The sequence below is a fragment of the uncultured Acetatifactor sp. genome, from assembly GCF_948601915.1.
GTDB lineage: Bacteria > Bacillota > Clostridia > Lachnospirales > Lachnospiraceae > Acetatifactor.
The window spans coordinates 1-15,665 of sequence record NZ_CAPDXS010000056.1 but is presented as its reverse complement, the minus strand read 5'-3'; the positions used below and the strand labels follow the sequence as shown (position 1 = coordinate 15,665).

The 15,665-nt window shown below is 55.3% G+C and carries 11 protein-coding genes; 10 read left to right on the top strand and 1 reads right to left on the bottom strand.

Annotated elements, in window-relative coordinates; genetic code table 11:
- The first annotated feature begins 266 nt into the window (after positions 1-266).
- From Q2B33_RS11320 to Q2B33_RS11310, 3 genes are all read left to right on the top strand, one after another.
- Positions 267-2,417, top strand: a complete 2,151-nt coding sequence (locus Q2B33_RS11320; protein ID WP_300799775.1) for a PTS transporter subunit EIIC — start codon at positions 267-269, stop codon at positions 2,415-2,417.
- 64 nt (positions 2,418-2,481) lie between these two features.
- The gene (locus tag Q2B33_RS11315; protein ID WP_300784302.1) at positions 2,482-6,093 is read left to right on the top strand and encodes a DUF4132 domain-containing protein; all 3,612 of its coding nucleotides are present in this window, start codon (positions 2,482-2,484) and stop codon (positions 6,091-6,093) included.
- Positions 6,094-6,299: 206 nt separating this feature from the next.
- The gene (locus Q2B33_RS11310) at positions 6,300-6,860 is read left to right on the top strand and encodes a GNAT family N-acetyltransferase (protein WP_300567284.1); all 561 of its coding nucleotides are present in this window, start codon (positions 6,300-6,302) and stop codon (positions 6,858-6,860) included.
- A 213-nt stretch (positions 6,861-7,073) separates the two neighbouring features.
- On the opposite strand, the gene Q2B33_RS11305 is transcribed toward Q2B33_RS11310, so the two are convergent.
- Positions 7,074-8,399, bottom strand: coding sequence for a replication-associated recombination protein A (locus Q2B33_RS11305; protein ID WP_300784304.1), 1,326 nt, complete (start codon positions 8,397-8,399; stop codon positions 7,074-7,076).
- A gap of 201 nt (positions 8,400-8,600) precedes the next feature.
- Between Q2B33_RS11305 and Q2B33_RS11300 the strand changes: the two genes are divergently transcribed.
- The 7 genes from Q2B33_RS11300 to Q2B33_RS11270 all read left to right on the top strand — a co-directional run.
- Entirely contained in the window at positions 8,601-9,071 is a 471-nt protein-coding gene (locus Q2B33_RS11300) for an LURP-one-related/scramblase family protein (protein ID WP_300567281.1), read from the top strand.
- Between the two features lie 17 nt (positions 9,072-9,088).
- A complete protein-coding gene (locus Q2B33_RS11295) occupies positions 9,089-11,128 on the top strand; it encodes a FecR domain-containing protein (RefSeq protein ID WP_300784299.1) in 2,040 nt (679 codons plus the stop codon).
- Between the two features lie 165 nt (positions 11,129-11,293).
- On the top strand, positions 11,294-12,478 hold the full coding sequence (locus Q2B33_RS11290) for an acetyl-CoA C-acetyltransferase (RefSeq protein WP_296464467.1): 1,185 nt from the start codon (positions 11,294-11,296) through the stop codon (positions 12,476-12,478).
- A gap of 349 nt (positions 12,479-12,827) precedes the next feature.
- Entirely contained in the window at positions 12,828-13,613 is a 786-nt protein-coding gene (locus Q2B33_RS11285; RefSeq protein WP_300567274.1) for an enoyl-CoA hydratase-related protein, read from the top strand.
- 13 nt (positions 13,614-13,626) lie between these two features.
- Positions 13,627-13,830 carry a hypothetical protein gene (locus Q2B33_RS11280; RefSeq protein WP_300567271.1) on the top strand — a complete coding sequence of 68 codons (204 nt, stop codon included), beginning with the start codon at positions 13,627-13,629 and terminating at the stop codon, positions 13,828-13,830.
- 40 nt (positions 13,831-13,870) lie between these two features.
- Positions 13,871-14,713, top strand: coding sequence for a 3-hydroxyacyl-CoA dehydrogenase family protein (locus tag Q2B33_RS11275; protein WP_300774763.1), 843 nt, complete (start codon positions 13,871-13,873; stop codon positions 14,711-14,713).
- 231 nt (positions 14,714-14,944) lie between these two features.
- Positions 14,945-15,665: acyl-CoA dehydrogenase family protein (locus tag Q2B33_RS11270; RefSeq protein WP_300822852.1), on the top strand; the 721-nt coding region annotated here is incomplete at its 3' end.

Here is a 15,665-nt window from a genome sequence, read left to right as displayed (position 1 = left end):
AGAAATAATGAAGAAATGTGTTGAAGGCGATATTGATAGAAAAAGAGTGCGGTCAATCGAATATAGAAGATACAAATTGCTTCGGCTGGCTGCACTCGACTAACATAATAAACATTTCGATCCACAGCCGGTAGGGAGAGAAAAGCAATGAGAGTCGTCCTCTGCGTGGGGACGTGGATTGAAATGTACTTGAACACAACCATTGATTATGCTATAATATGTCATCTTCTGCGTGGGGGCGTGGATTAATATTAGGAGGAATGACCATGGAAAACATCTTGCAGGCAGCTGACAGACTATTCCAAAACCGTTATATCATCTCTATTAAAAAAGCGTTTACCATCACGCTGCCGGTAATCATCCTGGGTTCTATAGCATCGCTGATCAATAATATGCCCATTGACATAGTGCAGGCAGGTCTGTCCACCCCGGTTGGACAGATGATCCGGGCGGTAAATGGCGCGATTTGGCTGGGCAGCACAGCCATCATGGCGATTTTGATTGCATGGACTTTGGGCTATTATCTCGGTAATGCCTATAAACTGAACGGTACGCTCTCAGCCCTCACAAGTGTATCCGCCTATCTGACCATTTGCGTTACAACCTCGGATGGCGGCATCTCGCTGAGCCAATTGGGTTCCAGCGGGCTTTTCGGAGCTATTTTAATCGCGATTCTGGCCACCGAGCTGTACCATGCATTTTCCAGGCTTAAAATCAATATTTCGGAGGATACGGCGGAGGAAGTGCGGCAATTGTTTGAGGCTCTTTTCCCCGTCATGCTGTCCATTTTCAGCATTGCCCTCACAAACGGCATCGTATTGACGACCTCCGGCAAAGGGGTTGACGAGTGGATTTATACTGCCCTGTCGCTTCTTTTTTCAGCGGCCGATGGAGGCGGACTGGGCGGTACCTTGTTACTGGTATTCGGCATTCATATTTTCTGGTTCTTCGGTATTCATGGCGGAAATGTGATGGACAGCATCATGGTCAGCGCCTTCGGCGAGAATCTCATCCATAATGCCAGCCAATATGCCTTGGATCACGATGCTTTTAACGAACAGCTTGACATTATCAGCAAGGGCTTTCTGGATACTTTTGTATTTATGGGGGGAGCGGGCACATCGCTGTGCATCATCATCGCAGTGTTGATTATTGCCAGGAGCCGGTATATGCGCAGCATCGCCAAAATGGGCGGTGTATTCGCGCTCTTCAACATGAATGAAATTATGTTGTTCGGCTTTCCTGTAATCCTGAACCCCATTTTGCTGATTCCTTTTTTGCTCACGCCGCTCACGATAACGCTGGTTTCATGGAGTGCGATGTCTCTCGGTCTGGTTGCCCGGGTTGTAACGGAGGTGCATTGGGCGATGCCGCCTTTGATCAGCGGATATCTGGCAACCGGCGGGCACCTGTCCGGCAGCATCCTCCAGGTCGTCAATATTGCTGCAGGCATTCTGATTTATCTGCCGTTTATTCGCTTGATGGACAGGCGGGAAGTGCAGAAGGAAGCCCTGAAGGACGACAATACCGCTCTGTTAAAAAATACACTGAATACAGTGATTGAGAAAATCCATAACTCCACGGGTGAGGTGAATGGGGAGATTACGGATTTTTCAATCGTCCTGGAAAGCGTCATCAGAGATTTGAATGTGCTCTCTGTTCAGATGCGGCAGCAGATGCAATTGATGCATACCTGCGACGAATATATGCAGACCATTGATGCCTCGGTGGGCAACACAGATAACAGTATAAAAATTGTCCTGCAGAATATGGAAAAAACAAGCGGTCTGTCCATGGAAGGCGCACAGAACATGCAGCAAACGATGCAGGAGATGGAAGAAACTTTCTTCTCCGCACAAAAGGTCAATGAACTGGCCAGCCAGCTTAATCTGCGCTGCGAGCAGATTGAGGGAATGTTAAAAAGCATTGAGGCGGGGCACGCCGGTGTTCAGGGCAAAGTGTTTTCCGTGGCGGCCGTCAATATAAAAGATTTGTCGGAAGCAGCAGCGAAGACCGTTTCCGATATAGAAGGGGTGCTACAGGGGATGAAAGCGGATACCTCTGATATGATTGAGCGGTCTGAAGTCAGTTTGAAGCAGGTAGAAACCGGGCGGCAGCAGGTGATTGACGCCAACCGGCTGTTTGGTGAAATTGTACAGAATATTCAGAATATTCAAGTACAGTGTCATACGGTTCTTAAGCACAGCGGCGAGGCGATCGGCGAGTTGCAGCAAGTCAAAGAACAGATCCGGACGACTGGACGTTTCTTTGCAGAAACGGCATCCCATGCGTCTAAGGTGGCTGAAGAGGTTCGCAATAGGTCGGATGAGTCCAAAGAAATGGTGCACAAGCTGCGGAAGCTGAATGTGGAAACAAGCCTTTTGACCGTGAATGCGCTTGAGAACATTGAACGCTAGGGAATTGCGTGTGGAATTGTGGGAATTCCCGGACAAGACAGGAAGAGGAGGATGGGGTATCAGAATGCTGTGGAGAGAAGAAAAGAGGGCAAATAACAAAGAGGGGGAGAAATTTGAGGAGATGCTGAAGCTCCTGGAGCTTACCCCGAAGAACTGGGAGCTGGCGGAGGCGTATATGGATATGTCCGCTCCGGAGAAGCCGGAGCTTCTGAAGGAGTTGGAGCATCAGGACTTCTACCGCTTAGAGCTGGGGACGCTTAAGTCCGTGTACAACGCCCAGGGGATGTTCAGGAGGACCAGGCCGGAGCTGGCGGTCCGTTTCACCCGTTTCGTGGTGGAGGCCGGGGGGCTGACGGCCCGCAGGCTCTTGGCGTATTATGGGTGGGATAATGATTTTCAATATCTGAAGGACATTCTGTCCCATGTGCAGAATGTGGGATTGTATGCGGACTGGGTGGCGTGGAATACGTCTGCCCAGAAAGAGAGTACCATGGCACCTCTGATTGAAGAGGGGAAGAAGAATCCGGGGATTTTCTTTCAGATCATGGATCTGTGCTATTATGAGGATGCCCGCAATACGGAAATGTTTCTGGCGGGGCTATATCTTCACTGTGTGAAGCCCCCGGAGGAGTCCAGGAGCCTGCTCTGGACATTTGCGGAGAATGACGACAGGGCGGAGGATAGTCCGAAGCGTATCCGGGAGATGCGGGAGCTTTTAGAGAAGCGCCTGAAAGCCAACGCCTCAGGGCTTTTCGCGAAAGCCGATGAGCCCCAGGGGGAGGAGGATGAAAAGCTGCGGGCCTTTGTGCAGGACTTTGACCCAAGGGAGGAATTCCCCTATGAGATGAGGGCGATGATCTCCGGAAGGAAGAGGCATGACTATCGGATGGGCTTTCTCCCCTGTCTGGCCTTTCTGGGAATAGAACATTCCAACAGGTTTATATCGCTTATCCGTTTCGCGGTGGCAGTGGACGGGGACGCCATTCCCAACCTCCCTCTGGATGCCTGCGAGAAGACCGGGAAAGCGTGGTTTCTGAGACATATTGAGGCGTTGGAAAAGTACCTCTGGATTCCGGAGGAGACATATATCCGCTGGGCCATTGCGCACAGGGAGAAAGAGATTCTGATGCGGATGACGGCCCAGGCTCCCGATGCGGTCTGCAAGGTGATTGGGAAAGTTCCGGCGGAGGACTACGGATATTTGTTGTATCAGATGAAGACAGGCAATCCGGCACTCTATGAAAAAGTAGGCCGGGAGCTTGAGGCGGATTACCGCAGGATATCGGCAGAACAGGATGTAAAAGGGCTTGAACCCGCAGGGGACAGGGCCCGTGACTATCTGCTGGGAATCATTGAACTGGAGGATATCCTGCCCTATGCGGAGCAGTGGAGGGAAAAGCGCTCCTATGACAGCGGGCGGGCTGCCCGGATCCACGACTATCCGGAATACGGCGAGATGCAGCTATACCGGCGGGCGCTTGTCCTGGAGTGCCTGCGGCAGGAGGATGCCTATTTCAAAAAGTATTGGGTGGAAGAGGGGCTGCCGGAGCTGGCAAATTCCTGGCAGAACAGCCATAAGAACGAAGACAGGCGCCAGATCGAGGGGATGCTCCGCCTGCTGGAGGGGGAGGGCGTCCCGGCGCAGTATCAGATTTCGTATTTTGCGGCAATGTATGAGGCCGGATACAGCGCCAAAGTCTTCGATGCTGACAGCGCCAGCCAGATCTGCGTCAATGCCTTGAAGGAGCTTCGCGGCGGCTGGCATTCGGAGTGGGAGGAGACGGCAAAGAGCAAGTCCCTGCCGGAGCGCATCCTGGCATACCGTGTCATGGGAGAGCGGTGGGAGGAATATAAGGAGAGCTTATTGTCCGCCGCGTCCGAGAGCGCCAAGCAGGGGCGGGAGTTTCTGCGTGGGATTTATACGTCCCATCAGGAGCTGGAGGGAGATATCCTGGAAATGCTCAAATCCCCCAAGGGCGGCATGCGCGAGATGGCGGTGGAGGTGCTGAAAAACTGGGGTGTGGAAAAATACAAAGAGCAGCTGGAGGCAGCCCTGGGGTTGGAGAAGAGCAAGAAGATCAAGACACTGATACAGGGAATCCTGAACCTCGGAGCAGAGGCGGGAGGGAATCAGGCAGACGGCTCCGCGCTGACCCTGGAAGACAAGATAAAGGAAATCCTCGGGGGCGGCCGGAAGCGGAAGCTGGCATGGCTGGAGCCGGAGGGAATCGGGACGGTTCACAAGACGGACGGCCAGGAGGCTTCCGAAGATTATATGGCGGCGGTTCTTCTGTGCTACGCAGATATGCCGGTTCCGGGCGTGAATCAGGAGGTGAGGAGACTCACGGACGGGCTGAAGCCCGAGGAGCTGGCGGCGTATATGGGTCTGGTGTTTGGCCGCTGGATGGAGGACGGGGCGCAGGCCAAGAGAAAATGGGTTCTCTATGCCGCGTCCATTCACGGCGGGGAGGCCATCGTGCCCGTGCTGTACCATCAGATCCAGGAATGGCCCCAGCATGCCAGGGGAGCCATGGCTGCGGAGGCGGTGAAGGCGCTGGCCTTGAACGGCACCTCCACGGCGCTTCTTTTGGTGGATCAGACGGCGAGGAAATTCAAGTTCCGCCAGGTGAAAGCCGCTGCGGCGGAAGCTCTGGACTATGCTGCGGAGCAGCTTGGCATTTCCAGGGAGGAGCTGGAAGACCGGATTGTGCCCAGCCTGGGCTTTGACGCCAGGATGGAGCGCATCTTTGACTATGGGAAACGTCAGTTCAAAGTGCTCCTGGCATCTGACCTGTCCCTGGAGATTTACGATGGAAACGGGAAGCTGTGCAAAAGTATGCCCTCCCCCGGCAAAACCGACGACCCGGAGAAGGCCAGGGAGGCACACGAAAACTGGAAGCTTTTGAAAAAGCAGCTTAAGACAGTGGTGGCGAATCAGAAGATACGCCTGGAACAGGCCCTGCGCGTGGAGCGGCAGTGGGAGGCCGGGAAGTGGCGTGCGCTGTTCGTGGAGAATCCCATTATGCACCAGTTTGCCATAGGACTGGTGTGGGGTATGTATGAGGAGGGGGCTTTGCGGGAGACTTTCCGGTACATGGAGGACGGCACTTTCAACACAGCGCAGGAAGAGGAGTATGAGCTGCCCCAGACAGGCAGCATCGGCCTGGTGCATCCTATCGAGCTTACGGAGGAGGAGCTTGGCGCGTGGAAAGAGCAGATGGCAGACTACGAGATCGTCCAGCCCATAGAACAGCTGGAGCGCCCTGGCTACCGCGTGACGGAGGAGGAGAAGGAAAACACGGAGCTTGTCCGGTTCGGCGGCATGTCCCTGAACGGGCTTTCCCTGTCCGGGAAGCTCCAGGACATGGGATGGTACAAGGGGGAGGTAGGCGATGGCGGCGTCTATTGCACCTTTTTTCGCGATGACCGGGACAAGGGAGTGGAGCTTGCGTTTTCCGGAAGCTATGTGGGCGGTGAGAATGAAACGGTTGTGGTATATGACGCCTATTTCTATCGGCCCGGCGAGACGGAAAAAGCGGGATGGCAGTATAGGCCTGTGCGGAAGAAGCTGGCGGAGGTGGATCCCCGGTATTTCAGCGAGGTGGTGCTTCAGCTTACCAGAGCCACGGCGTCTTCGGATACGCGGCTGAAGTATCCGGACTGCAGGGAGTGGTGAGACCGTAATAATAAACCGCTGCAAACGGAGAACGGGATGCTGTGCTTCCGGGATACGCTGGAATTTCCGGACAGAGTACCGCAGGCCACGCCCACCGACATGGCATATTGAAATTCCTCATAGCTGCAAGCACCGATACCCCGCATGAAATAAGGTATTCGGAATAACATGCTTAAGAGACAGGCCGGAAAGGATTAGCTGACGCAATGGATATTCTAAATGAAACAGAGGAAACAGAGGGCAAAATAATCATAGCAGAGACGGAAAGGCTGATTCTAAGGAGATACATGACGGAGGATCTGCAGGACTTATTTGAATACCTGTCCGACACGGAAGTCGTGAAATACGAACCGTATAAGCCTCTGACCATAGATGACGTGAAAGAGAATCTGAAATGGCGCATTGAGACAGATGAAATGATTGCCGTTGAGTTGAAAGCTTCCCAGGAGATGATCGGCAATGTATATATGGGAAAACGTGACTTTGAGGCGCTGGAAATAGGCTATGTATTCAACCGCAGATTTTGGGGGCATGGTTATGCCGCCGAAAGCTGCAGGGCATTGATTCAACGGGCATTCGCGGATGGCTGTCACAGGATATATGCAGAATGTGATCCGAACAATAAGAACTCCTGGAAATTGCTGGAAGCATTAGGGTTTCAGCGGGAAGCCCATCTGAGGAGAAATGTGTATTTCTGGAAAGATGAAAACGGGAAACCGATTTGGAAGGATACATATGTATATGCCAAATTAGAGGAGGATATGTAAACCGCTATTAAGTCGTGTGGGGCAAAAGAACAGGCGATAAATTCTAACCGTGTCAAGTATTTAAGCAGGAAAATTCGGTGAAAGGATTTGCCAGGTTAAGCGGCTTTCTTCGCATTGCGCGGCCTGCCTGGATTGTTGGCGGAAAGAAAGGGGACAAGCGGGGCTGCGCAAAAAAGGCGAATTGACGCAACCTCCGCCGTGCTTTGGCTATGCTTACGGCTCCCCCAGCCGGAACGCCCTGCTGCGCTCCAGCCGCTCCTTCCATACCTTCTCCGTCCCCTCCTCCGTGGGCAGGTAGTACCGTCTGCCCTCCAAGCTCTCTGGCAGGCAGGTCATCCGGGCGATTTTCTCTTCGGTATCATGTGCATAAGTGTACCCTTCCCCGTAATGCAGCTCCTCCATCAGGGATGTGGGCGCATTGCGGATGTTCAGGGGCACAGGCTCCGCCAACTGGTTCCTGGCATCGATCTTCGCCGTCTCATAGGCGCGGTACAGGGCATTGGAGCGGGGTGCCAGGGACAGGTATACCACGGCCTGGGCCAGGTTCAGGTTGCATTCGGGCATGCCGTTGAAATGGCAGGCCTGGTACGCCGCCACCGCGATCTGCAGAGCCTGATTGTCCGCCAGCCCGATGTCCTCGCTGGCGAAGCGGATGAGCCTGCGGGCGATGAACAGGGGATCCTCCCCGGCCTCCAGCATCCTGGCCAGCCAGTACACCGCCGCGTCCGGGTCGGAATTGCGCATGGACTTGTGGAGGGCGGATATCAGGTTGTAATGCTCCTCGCCGTTCTTGTCATACAGCAATGTCTTCTTCCCCAGGCATTGTTCCAGGGTTTCCCTTGTGACAGTGAGGGAGCCGTCCGGGGAGATCTCGCCGTTCAGCACGGCCATCTCCAGCGTGTTCAGCGCCGTGCGGGCGTCCCCGTTGGCAAAGGCGGCAATGGAGGGGAGGAGATCCTCCTCCATGCGGACAGTGCTGTTGCCGAATCCCCGTTCATCGGAAAGCGCATGGGCGAGCATGGCTGTCAGGTCGGCCGTTGTCAGCGCCTTCAATACGAACACCTTGCACCGGGACAGCAGGGCGGCATTGATCTCAAAGGAGGGGTTCTCCGTGGTGGCTCCGATCAGAGTGATGCTGCCCTTCTCCACATAGGGGAGGAAGGCGTCCTGCTGGGCCTTGTTGAACCGGTGTATCTCGTCCACGAAGCAGAGGGTGCGGGTGCCGTAGGAACGGTTCTCCTCCGCCTGCTTCATGATCTCTTTGATTTCTTTGATGCCGCTGGTGACGGCGCTGAAATTCACGAAGCCCGACCTGGTGCGGCCCGCGATGATCCTGGCCAGGGTGGTCTTGCCCACGCCGGGAGGCCCCCAGAATATCATGGAAGGCACGATGTCCTTCTCCAGCATCTGCCGCAGGATCTTACCCTTTCCCAACAGATGCTCCTGGCCGATATAATCCTCCAGGTCCCGGGGGCGCATCCTGTCCGCCAGGGGCGCGTAGGCCGCTGCGCCGGGCGGGGGAGATGTCTCCCCTGTCATATCAAAAAAAGAAAGCTGTTCCATGGATCCTCCTATGCGCTATTGCTTCCGTTCAGGCTGCAGAGCCGCTGGCTTGACATCGTCCGCGGTATCTGGTATCTATTATGTAGGCCGGCAAAAGCGCTTCCTGTATTTAAGGTATCACATTTGCCGACAAAAAGCAAGAACAGATGTTCTAAAAAGGACAGATAGGAGAGGGAGATGAAGCTATTATTCAAACAGCGGCTGTTTTCCTGGTTCGACAGCTACGACATCTACAGGGAGGACGGCGGCACGGCCTACACGGTGCAGGGGCAGCTCTCCTGGGGGCATTGCCTGAAGATTTTCGATCCCCAGGGCAATGAGATCGGCACGGTGAAGGAGCGGGTGCTGACGTTCCTGCCCAAATTCGAGCTGTACATGGGAGACCGTTACATAGGCTGTATCAGCAAGGAGCTTTCCTTCCTGAAGCCCAGGTATGAAATCGACTGCATGGGCTGGCAGGTGGAGGGGGATTTCATGGAGTGGGACTACCGGGTGACGGACAGGGCGGGGCGCTGCGTGGCCACAGTGTCCAAAGAGCTGTTCAACTGGACGGACACCTACACAATCGAGGTGGCCGACCCCGGTGACGCCCTGGCGGCGCTTATGCTGGTCCTGGCCATAGACGCGGAAAAATGTTCCGAAAAATAGAGGGAGGAATCGTACAGATGCAGAGAATGATGAGGAACAGACGGACAGTGACGCTGCTGATGGCAGTGATGCTGCTCCTCACGGCCTGTGGGCCTTCGGCATCGGCAGCGGCCATGTCCCTGGCAAAGGCAGAGGGGACTGTGGGCATTGCGGACGGGGACGGCAAGAGCGTCCCCGTGTCAGAGGACAGGAGCCTGTACAGCGGCTATCAGGTGGGGACGGAGGCAAAAAGCCATGCCTGGATCAGCCTGGACGATGTGAAGCTGGTGAAAATGGACGAGGAAAGCGCCATCGAGCTTCGGAAGGAGAACCGGAACCTGGAGATCTTCGTGAATTCCGGGCAGCTTTTCTTCAATATCACGGAACCCCTTGAGGAGGACGAGACGCTGGATATCCGCACATCCACCATGACGGTGGGCATCCGCGGAACCTGCGGGTGGGTCAGCGTGTTGGAGGAGGGCCATATGCAGGTCTGCGTTCTGGAGGGGAAAGTCCACTGTGAAGTGACAGATTCTGTGTCCGGCCAGAGCGCGGAGGCCGAGGTGTCCGCAGGCGAGAGGGCGGATCTGTATATCCGGTCGGAGGAAGGGGAGGACGCAGCCTGTGAGATTGTGAAGAGCAAGATTTCCAGGTCTGACATTCCTGATTTTGTGCTGGAGGAAGTGGATCTGGAGGCTCTGGGGACGGAGCTGGCCGAGGAGCCGGAGGAGGCCGGCGGGGAGACGGCAGAAGAGCCGCAGGAGACCGCGGAGGCGCCGGAAGAGGAGGCTGCGGGCGAAACGGTGGAGGAGATCCTTGCCTTATCGGAATATGAAAGCTTCGGTTCCGCAAGGGGCGGCGTGATGCCTGTCAAGAAAGACGGCTTGTGGGGGGCGGTCAATTACCGCAATGAGGTGATCGTGCCCTTTGAGTATAGCAATTTCCAGGCGCCGGACGACAGCGGGAATTTCGTGATGGGTGACACCACGGAGGAAGGCAGATTCTATACCCTGTTCGACCCTCAGGGGAATATCCTGTACGAGGGAGATCAGCAGGTGCGGGCCTCCGGCGGGATGTACATCGTCCTGAGGGAGGGAGACCCGCTGGGAGAAGGGCAGAGAGAGATTGCATATCATAGGACGGACGGAACGCTGGTGCAGGCATTGTCGGCGCATCCGTGGGCTTTCATAAATGGTTTCTATGACGGAGTATCTCAGGTCTATCGCGCCGAGTACGATGATGTCCTTGTAGGACAGGGAGAGGGAGTGGGGTACAGCTATAGTACTGGGTCATACCAGATAGGGGAGGTGGATGCTGCAGGCAATATCGAATGGCATGAGGATCCTCTGTACACCAGGTATTTGGAGAGGGCTGAGGAAGAATACCAAAGCGCTGTGGAAGAGGCGGCTGGCGGAGAGGACGACTTTGCCAACGTGGGAGGCATGGACAGCTATTATACAAGATTGCCCTTGAGCACTGTGAACCACGGCTATTATGTCGCGGGGACCTTTGAATATGATGCCGGGTGGATATCTATGTGCACGGATACCTATGAAATTTTGGGTGAATGCGATTTTTATAGTGCGGAGCCGGACGCGGAAAAGGGATTCGTGTACTCGGAGGATTATTTTGAAGAACAGAACAGCTTGCGCAGCTTCTATCACGACGGAGCCTATTTCTATAACTACGGCTCCAACATGGTGTGGACTGTAGGAGAGCGGGACGTATTGGTGGACTTTGCCCTGCATCCGGGTATGACCTTTGAAACGGCGGACAATCGCATCGTGAAGGCCGTGTATGACCAGATATCCATGAATGACGAAAATTACTGGCTGGTAAAGGATGGGGAAAGATGGGGCTACATAGACCACGATGGGCAGGAAGCCGCCATGTTCGAGGACGCAGCCGCTTTTTATCAAGGGTACGCGCTTGTCAGGGAAGAGGGGACTGCCTACCTGATCGACGAGACGTTTGAGAAGGTACAGAATCTGGGGGAAGCGGACTCCGTCAGCACGATTGGGGAATTGTTCGTTGTGACCAGGGGAGATACGAAATATTTTTACCGGTTGGTGCAATAGAAAGTTTTACCAGCCTCTGTTTTTCAGAAAGGTTTTATCAAAATGGTTTTATCAAAATTTAAGGAAAAGACGTTGCAAATAGGCGCTGTCTATGATAAACTGAGAACAGTGGCTATGATAAAAAAATAACAATCATATTCAAAACACTAGTTGGAGGGAAAACAAATGGCAAAGAAAGTAGTATTAGCCGGTGCCTGCCGTACCGCTATCGGCACCATGGGCGGCACCCTGAGCACCACCCCCGCCGCAGAGCTGGGCGCGATTGTAATCAAGGAAGCCCTGAACAGGGCAGGCGTGAAGCCCGAGGCTGTGGATCAGGTGTACATGGGATGTGTCATTCAGGCGGCCCAGGGACAGAACGTGGCCCGTCAGGCATCCATCAAGGCGGGACTGCCCATCGAAGTACCGGCTGTCACCATGAACGTGGTATGCGGCTCCGGTCTGAACTGCGTGAACCAGGCGGCTCAGATGATCATGGCAGGAGATGCCGATGTGGTTGTGGCAGGCGGCATGGAGAACATGTCCATGGCTCCCTACGCGGTTCCTCAGGCCCGTTACGGCTACAGGATGAACAACGGCACCCTGGTGGACACCATGATTAAGGATGCCCTGTGGGACGCTTTCAATGATTACCATATGATTACCACCGCTGACAATATCTGCCGCGAGTGGGGCCTGACCCGGGAGGAGTTGGATGAGTTCGCGTTAAAGAGCCAGCAGAAGGCCGAGGCGGCTCAGAAGTCCGGCGCATTTGATGCCGAAATCGTTCCCGTTCCCGTGAAGAAAAAGAAAGAGACAATCGAGTTCAAGGTAGACGAAGGGCCTCGCGCCGGATCCACTATCGAAGGCCTGCAGAAGCTTCGTCCTATCAACAAGGACGGCTTCGTCACCGCAGGCAACGCTTCCGGCATCAACGATGGCGCCGCTGCCATCGTGGTGATGAGCGAGGAGAAGGCCAAGGAGCTGGGCGTGAAGCCTATGGCGACCTTTGTGGCAGGCGCTCTGGCGGGCGTGCGTCCCGAGGTCATGGGCATCGGCCCTGTAGCCGCCACGAAGAAAGTCATGGCCAAGACCGGCATGAAGATTGAGGACTTCGACATCATCGAGGCCAACGAGGCATTTGCCGCTCAGTCCGTGGCAGTGGGCAAGGATTTAGGGATAGATGTAGACAAGCAGCTGAACCCCAACGGCGGCGCTATCGCTCTGGGACATCCCGTGGGCGCTTCCGGATGCCGCATCCTGGTGACCCTGCTCCATGAGATGCAGGCCAAGGGCGCGAAGACCGGCCTGGCTACCCTGTGCATCGGCGGCGGCATGGGTTGCTCCACCATCGTGAAGATTGAGGACTAAGGACTGATACATGGATATGCGAAAGGGAGAATGGCTCTGGGTTTGAGGCATTCTTCCTTTGCTGGAACCTGTTAAAAACAGCATCGGCTTGGCCTGGTACTGGGAGGGCGGATGCGGAACTGGAAAACAGCATCAGCCCGTCCAGTGCCCAGAAAACTTGCGGACGCATCATTAAGCGGCCGGAAGTTTTCTGCCAAGCTGGTACTGGATGGGCTAATGCGGAACTGGAAAACAGCAGAAGCCCGGCCAGTGCCCAGAAAAGTTAGGGACGCATCACTAAGCGGCCGGAAGTTTTCTGCCAAGCTGGTACTGGACGGGGTAATGCGGAACTGGAATAAGGAGATTAGACATGGAATTTGTATTGTATGAGCAGAAGGGTACATACGCCATCCTCACCATCAACCGTGAGAAGGCGCTGAACGCCCTGAACTCCGCCGTGCTGGAGGAGCTGGACAAGACCATCGACGGCATCGACCTGCAGACCGTGCGCTGCCTGATCGTCACCGGCGCGGGACAGAAGTCCTTCGTGGCCGGGGCCGACATCGGGGAGATGAGCAGCCTGACCAAGGCAGAGGGAGAAGCATTCGGTAAGAAGGGCAATGATGTGTTCCGCAAGCTGGAGACCCTGCCCATCCCGGTGATCGCCGCAGTGAACGGCTTCGCTTTGGGCGGCGGCTGTGAGATTTCCATGAGCTGCGATATCAGGATCTGCTCCGACAACGCGGTGTTCGGCCAGCCCGAAGTGGGACTGGGCATCACCCCCGGCTTCGGCGGCACACAGAGGCTGGCCCGCCTGGTAGGGGCCGGCATGGCCAAGCAGATGATCTACACCGCCCGCAACATCAAGGCGGACGAAGCCCTGCGGATCGGCCTGGTGAACGCGGTCTACACCCAGGAGGAGCTGCTTCCCGCGGCGGAGAAGATGGCGGCAGGCATCGCGAAGAATGCCCCCATCGCTGTCCGCAACTGCAAGAAAGCCATCAACGAGGGCCTGGACATGGACATGGACGAGGCAATCGTGCTGGAGGAGAAGCTCTTCGGGGCCTGCTTCGAGACAGAGGACCAGAAATACGGCATGGCTTTCTTCCTTGACAAGAACAAGGAGAAGGTGAAGGAGCCTTTCAAGAACTGCTAAGCAGGGGGAGCCTATGGACAAGAAGAAAAGGCTATACTGTCTGATAGTAGGCATTCTCTGTTTTGTGGGAGCCGCGATGGTGTACAACATCGCAACGGAGACGGGAATTATGGACAATTCTATCAAAATCTGCATCGGATGCGTAATCGTAGGCGGATTGGTTATGCTCGCGGCGGGCTTAAAGAAAACGGATAAAACGGACAAAACAGACAAATAACAGGGATATGGAATTTGTATAGAATAAGGAGGACTGACGAATGAAAGTAGGTATTATCGGTGCAGGCACCATGGGTGCCGGAATCGCGCAGGCATTTGCCATGACGGACGGCTATGAGGTATGCCTTTGCGACATCAAGCAGGAGTTTGCCGACGGCGGCAAGGCCAGGATCTTAAAGAACCTGAACTTCCTGGTAAGCAAGGAGAAGATCACCCAGGAGAAGGCTGACGCCATCTCCGCCAAGATTGTCACAGGCTTAAAGGACATCTGCACAGACTGCGACCTGGTCATCGAGGTTGCCCCTGAGAACATGCAGATCAAGAAGACCACCTTCAAGGAGCTGCAGGAGATCGTGAAGCCAGAGTGCATCTTCGCCACCAACACCTCTTCCCTCTCCATCACCGAGATCGGTGCCGGACTGGATCGTCCTATGATCGGCATGCACTTCTTCAACCCTGCCGACAGGATGAAGCTGGTGGAGGTCATCGCAGGCGCCAATACCCCTGACGAGCTGGTAGAGAAGATCAAGAATATCGCTACGGAAATCGGCAAGACCCCCGTAGAGGTGAAGGAAGCTCCCGGATTCGTGGTGAACAGGATCCTGATTCCCATGATCAACGAGGCTATCGGCATCTACGCGGAGGGCATCGCCAGCGTGGAGGACATCGACACCGCCATGAAGCTGGGCGCATCCCATCCCATGGGGCCTCTGGCTCTGGGCGATCTGGTAGGCCTGGACATCGTGCTGGCCATCATGGAAGTGCTGCAGAACGAGACCGGCGATTCCAAGTATCGTCCTCATCCGCTTCTGCGCAAGATGGTCCGCGCAGGCAAGCTGGGCAAGAAGACCGGCGTAGGCTTCTACGACTACAGCAAGAAGTAAGACAATCCGCCCTGGGGGGCGAATCAGGCGGAATCGCCGCATAGTAGGGCGGCGGTTTCGCCCGTTGTGCGTACATAGTGTATAAGTACGCCGGCGAAGAAAAGAAGCATTGACTGGCAGGAGACGAACAGGATCCAGGGCGGAAAGGCCCGGGAAGGAATAGGCGGAAAGAACAGGCCAAGGGTTCGGAGCCTGCCTGAATTCAAGAGAATAGATGGAGGAATGTGAATCATGGATTTTACGTTGCGCAAAGAACATGAAATGGCGCGCTCTCTGTTCAGGGAGTTTGCCGAAAAGGAAGTGAAGCCCCTGGCTCAGGAGGTGGATGAGACCGAGGAATTCCCCAGAGAGACTGCCCGCAAGATGGCGAAGAACGGCTTCCTGGGCATCCCCGTTCCCAAGGAGTACGGCGGACAGGGCTGCGACCCCCTGACCTATGTGATGTGCGTGGAGGAGCTCTCCAAGGTATGCGGCACCACAGGCGTCATCGTATCCGCACACACCTCCCTGTGCTGCGATCCCATACAGACATTCGGCACAGAGGAGCAGAAGCAGAAATACCTGGTTCCCCTTGCAAAGGGTGAGAAGCTGGGCGCATTCGGCCTCACCGAGCCCGGCGCGGGCACGGACGCTCAGGGCCAGCAGACCAAGGCCGTGGCGGACGGAGACGACTACATCATCAACGGCTCCAAGATCTTCATCACCAACGGCAAGGAAGCTGACGTATATGTCATTTTCGCAGTGACCGGCACCATCGAGAAGAGGGGCAGGAAGATCAAGGAAATCACATCCTTCATCGTGGAGAAGGGAACCCCCGGTTTCACCTTCGGCACCAAGGAGAAGAAGATGGGTATCCGCGGATCCTCTACATACGAGCTGATCTTCACGGACTGCCGCGTTCCCAAGGAGAACATGCTGGGCAAGCTGGGCCAGGGCTTCAAGATTGCCATGC